The 704-nt window shown below is 68.5% G+C and carries 1 protein-coding gene; it reads left to right on the top strand.

Annotated elements, in window-relative coordinates; genetic code table 11:
* Positions 1-50: 50 nt before the first annotated feature.
* Positions 51-704, top strand: a 654-nt coding sequence (locus AB1460_RS38030; protein WP_368967447.1) for an IS6 family transposase, incomplete at its 3' end; no start/stop codon positions are given.

Genomic DNA, 704 nt, shown 5'->3' with positions numbered 1-704 from the left:
CGTCGACGAAGTCCGCTGCCTCGACGACCTCTACCAGGCATGATCGAGTCATGCGTCGACGTCGTGTCCGGCCACCGGCTCCGACATCAGAGTTCGCCGGGTTCCGGTTCCCACCCGAGGTGATCATCCTGGCAGTCCGCTGGTACCTGCGGTACGCCCTGTCGTACCGGGACGTCGAGGAACTCCTCGCTGAGCGCGGCCTCGAGGTTGACCACGTCACCGTCTACCGGTGGGTCCAACGCTTCACGCCCTTGCTGGTCGACGCCGCGCGGCCGTGTCGGCACCGTCCTGGTGACAGGTGGTTCGTCGACGAGACCTACGTCAAGGTCGCCGGCCACTGGACCTACCTGTACAGGGCGGTTGACCAGCACGGCCAGGTCATCGACGTCCTCGCCAGCACCCGACGCGACCAGGCCGCCGCCCGCCGCTTCTTCGCCCAGGCGCTGTCCCACGGGCGCCGGCCCGTCGAGGTCACCACCGACAAGGCCCCGGTCTACCCGCGGATCCTCGACGAGTTGGTACCCGAGGCCTGCCACGTCGACGCCGCCCGGGAGAACAACCGGATCGAAGCCGACCACAGCCGACTCAAAGCCCGACTCCGCCCGATGCGCGGACTGAAACGCCTGCGCTCCGCCCAGACGATCAGCGCAGGGCACGCCTTCGTCCAGAACATCCGCCGCGGCCACTACGAACTCGGGACCGAC

The sequence above is a fragment of the Parafrankia sp. FMc2 genome, from assembly GCF_041008525.1.
Classification (GTDB): Bacteria; Actinomycetota; Actinomycetes; order Frankiales; family Frankiaceae; genus Parafrankia.
This window is presented reverse-complemented; position numbering and strand designations above follow the sequence as displayed.